At 64.5% G+C, this 4,258-nt stretch carries 4 protein-coding genes; all 4 read right to left on the bottom strand.

What is annotated here, in order from left to right; all coding sequences use genetic code 11:
- Positions 1–268, bottom strand: a 268-nt coding sequence (locus tag AC1DUU_RS24670; RefSeq protein WP_476786010.1) for an aldolase/citrate lyase family protein, incomplete at its 3' end; no start/stop codon positions are given.
- Positions 265–1,482, bottom strand: a complete 1,218-nt coding sequence (locus AC1DUU_RS24665) for a CaiB/BaiF CoA transferase family protein (protein ID WP_476786009.1) — start codon at positions 1,480–1,482, stop codon at positions 265–267. The genes AC1DUU_RS24665 and AC1DUU_RS24670, both read right to left, overlap by 4 nt.
- Positions 1,479–2,534, bottom strand: coding sequence for an ABC transporter ATP-binding protein (locus AC1DUU_RS24660; RefSeq protein WP_476786008.1), 1,056 nt, complete (start codon positions 2,532–2,534; stop codon positions 1,479–1,481). Before AC1DUU_RS24660 ends, AC1DUU_RS24665 begins: the two co-directional genes overlap by 4 nt.
- A gap of 71 nt (positions 2,535–2,605) precedes the next feature.
- Positions 2,606–4,258, bottom strand: a 1,653-nt coding sequence (locus AC1DUU_RS24655; protein ID WP_476786007.1) for an ADP-ribosylglycohydrolase family protein, incomplete at its 5' end; no start/stop codon positions are given.

Here is a 4,258-nt window from a genome sequence, read left to right as displayed (position 1 = left end):
CCATGAGGCCGAAAGCCCCTGCCCGGCAGGCGGCGGCCGCATCCTCGAACTGCAGGTCGRTTTCAGAGTTGATGCGCACGAAAACGGCCGCGCCCGCCTGCCCGACATGCCGGATGGATGCGGTGAGGCCTTCACGTGCTGCGAGTTTGCTGTTCGCCGGCACCGAATCCTCGAGATCGAGGATGATCGCATCGGCGCCCCGCTCATGCGCCTTGGCGATGAACCGCTCGGCATGGGCCGGCACATAAAGCAGGGAGCGCAGTTTCATTTTTCGGCTCCCGCGACGATTGCCGCGACAGCCTCCGGTGCTACGCCCGCCTCCGCCAGCACCTCGGCGGTGTGTTCGCCCAATCCTGGTGCGGGTCGGCGAAAGGTGCCCGGCGTCGCTGATAAGCGTGGGACGATGTTGTGCATCGGCAGCGCGCCATGGTCCTCATCGTCCAATGAAACAATCACCTCGCGCTCGGTGAAATGCGGATCGGTGGCAGCGTCGGCGATGCTGTAGATCGGCCCGACGGTGGCGCCGCTGTCGCGCATGATGGCAAGCGCTTCGTCATGCGAACGGGTGGCGAACCAGGCGCCGATCGCCTCGTCGACAAGTTCGCGATGCTTGAGGCGCTCGCTGTTGGTGGCAAAGCGCGGATCGGCATTCATGTCAGCCCGGCCGATGATCTCGAAGATGCGGCGCGCAACTGCCGGCGTCGAGCCGGAAAGGGCTACATATTTGCCGTCGGCACAGCGATAGACGTTGCGCGGACTTGCGGTGTTCGAGGCGCTGCCGACGCGCTCCTTGACCTTGCCGGTGAGCGCATGGATGCCCGCCTCGGGACCGAGTACGGAGAAGATCGGCTCAAGCAGCGACAGGTCGACAACCTGTCCGCGCGCCTTGCCCTTTTGGCGGGCAAACAGCGCTGTCATCGTCGCCGACATGCCGTAGATGCCGGCGATCATGTCGGCCAGCGCCAAAGGCGGCAGGACCGGCTCGCGGTCGGGAAACCCGGTGCGGTAGGCATAACCGCTCATGCCCTCGACGATGGTGCCGAAGCCGGGGAATTCGGCATAAGGCCCGGTCTGGCCGAAGCCGGAAATGCGCACGACAACGAGATCGGGATTGCGCTCAAGGAGCAGGACGGGGCCAAAACCCATCTGCTCCAGCGTGCCGGGGCGGTAGTTTTCGATCAGCACGTCAGCGCCGTCGATGAGCGCCCACAGCGCCTCGCGGTCGGCAGCCTCACGCAGGTTGAGCACCACCGAGCGCTTGTTGCGGCCATAGGTCTTCCAGAAGATCGACAGGCCGTCTTCCTTCCACTCGCGCAACGGATCGCCGACAGGTGGCTCGATCTTGACGACATCGGCACCGAAATCGGCAAGCTGCAACGACAGCATGTTGCCAGCGACCAGCCGCGACAGATCGAGCACCTTGATGCCTTCAAGCGGCCCCTCGGCGGCCGGGTCCCAGTGCATTTGAGCAAAGCCTGTCATCGGATACGCTCGCCTGTCTCCTTGTCGAACAACAGCACCTTGGCCGGATCGAAGCCGAGCGTCACGCGCTGACCCGACTGCAAAGGTGCAGCCTCGCTCAGCACCATGGAGATGTCGTTTGAGCCGATGCGCAGAAGCACCTCCTGAGCGTCGCCGGTGGGTTCGACAAGCACGACCTCGGCGGCGACACCATTGTCGGCAAGGCCGATATGCTGCGGCCGGATGCCGTAGACGATCTTGCGGCCCGGCGCGAGATTGGCGCCGGCAGGCAGTGGAAGCGTGGCGCCGTCGGCAAGCCGCAGGTTTTGGCTATCGATTTCACCGTGCAGCAGATTGATCTCGGGCGAGCCGATGAAGCCGGCGACGAAGAGGTTGCGCGGGTTCCTGTAGAGCTCCAGCGGCGGCCCCATCTGCTCGATCTTGCCGCCGTTCAGCACCACGATCTTGTCGGCCATGGTCATGGCCTCGGTCTGGTCGTGGGTGACGTAGATGGTGGTCTTGCCCAGGCGCTGATGCAGCTTCTTGATCTCGCCGCGCATCTTGACGCGCAGCTTGGCGTCGAGGTTGGACAGCGGCTCATCGAAGAGGAAGGCGCGGGGATCGCGCACGATGGCCCGCCCCATCGCCACGCGCTGACGCTGGCCGCCGGAGAGTTCGCGCGGCAGGCGGTCGAGCAGCTTTTCCAACCCGAGGATTTCGGCGGCCTCCGCGACCCGCTTCTGGATCTCGGCCTTGGAGACACCAGCGAGCTTGAGCGCGAAGCTCATATTGTCGGCGACCTTCATATGCGGATACAGCGCATAGTTCTGGAACACCATGGCCAGGTCGCGTTCCTTGGCCGGCATGTCGTTGACGATCTTGCCACCGATGGTGATCTCGCCGGAGCTGATGTCCTCGAGGCCGGCGATCATCCGCAACAGCGTCGACTTTCCGCAGCCGGACGGGCCAACCAGGACGACGAATTCGCCCTTGCCCATGTCGAGCGAAATGTCGTCGAGCACCGGCACGCTGCCGTAGCTCTTGCCGACATTCCTGAGTTCGATTTCAGACATGTTCCTCCCTTTCGATACGCCCGCACGGGTCCCCGCCCCAGCCGACAGGCCTGGAGCGGGAACCACAGTCTTCAGGCGGTCTCGATGATTTCGACCGTACCCACGCTCATGCGGCCGAGCGCGCCGAGGCGCAGGCCGGCCATGCCGTAGGTGTATTTGCCGTCTTTCGCCTCGATCAGCGTCTTGCCGTCGATGGCAAAGGACAGCGTGTCACCGGTCGCCGAAAACGCGAAAGCATAGTTCTTGCCCAGCTCGCGCTTGAATGGCGCGCGCGCCAGAACCGTCGTGCCGAAATCCTCCTTGAGGATCACCACGTCGTCGCCGTCGAAGCCCGCGGCGTAGAACTGGCTGGTGCCTTGCGCGCGCGTTGTCACCAGTTGCGATGCACCGGCGAGCGGCTGGATGTCGGCCAGAACCTTGACGTTGCGGGCGTAGTAGTGCCCCGCCCACATGTCGGCGTCGCTAGGCGTATGCGCATGGATGCGGCCCTTCTGCAGCGTCCAGTGGCCACGGTTCCAGGTGAAGCGCGAAACAGCACCCCATTCCTGCACCTCGGTGCGCGGATCGATGACGGAGTGGCCGGCACCGTCGACCTTGAAGTCGGCGAGGAACAGGCGGCCGAGGAACTTCAAGCGGCCGAAATATTCGACCTGGATGCCGATCTCGTCGATGGCCTCCAGTCCTTCAGGCACGGTGAAGTCGTAATCCAGCCAACCTTCATGATTGGGCACGTGCCAGCCGCCGATCTCTTCGATGGTGCCCGACATGGCGCGGCGGACGTAAGGAACGACGCGCAGATTGCCATCGCCATTCCATGGGTCGAGCCAGAGCTTGAACGACACCTTCTGGCCGGCATCGACGAGTGGCGTGAACATCGGGCGATAACGCTCGTCGTCGAAATCCTCGCGGCGGTAGAACGGCTTCCAGAAGATGCGCCCGCCCTGTCCGCGCTCGAGCCGGTCGAGCTGGATTTCGAGCGAGCCACGCGAACCTTCGACATGCCGTTCGGTCGACGCCTTGACGCTGATCTGGTTGAAGCCTGCGGTACGGAAAGCATGGGTGGAGCCAGGCAGGTCGAAGTCGAAACGCACGCCGCGCCGGGTGAAATCTTCCAGCCAAAGCGCCGGCACTTCTTCACCGCGCAGCTGCAGTGCAAGCACGGTCAGTTCGCGGGCGAAGGACGGAATGTCGGCGATGTTAAGCGAACCGACGACGCCCGAGGCGATGACGAAGTCGTTGATCGGCTTGCGGTACTTGTCCCAGCCGGGCTGCACGCCCTGGAAGGTGCCGACAATGGCACCGGCATTGCCGGCGTTGCAGTCGGTGTCCCAGCCGGCCATGGTGGCAATCTCGGCGGTGCGCGGCAGGTCGCCTTCACCGTAGAGGATCGCCATGACCGTCACGCCCGCATTGGGGATGATGTGGCAGACGCCGGGGTAGCGGTCATAGCCCCACTCGGCGGTCAGCATGTCGCGGCAGGCGCGCCAGTTGTTGGGGTTGGCCTTGTGGAAGGCGATCACCGCAGTGGCGACGCGGGCATAGGTCGAGCGTGCGTCGATGGTGGCAAGTGCAGCCTCGATGATCTCATTGATCGAGGTCGCCTCGAAGGCCTTGGCGATGGCCGCGGCGCAGAAGCGCGCGCCGTTCAGTCCCTCGCCGTCATGGGCGACGGATGCCGCGCGCGCCGAGGCGTCGGCGGCCTTTTGCGGCTCGCCGGGATGCAC

This window comes from Aminobacter sp. P4_H6_2 (assembly GCF_056400805.1).
Note: the sequence above shows the minus strand (reverse complement) of the source record. Positions and strands in the feature narration are given on the sequence as shown.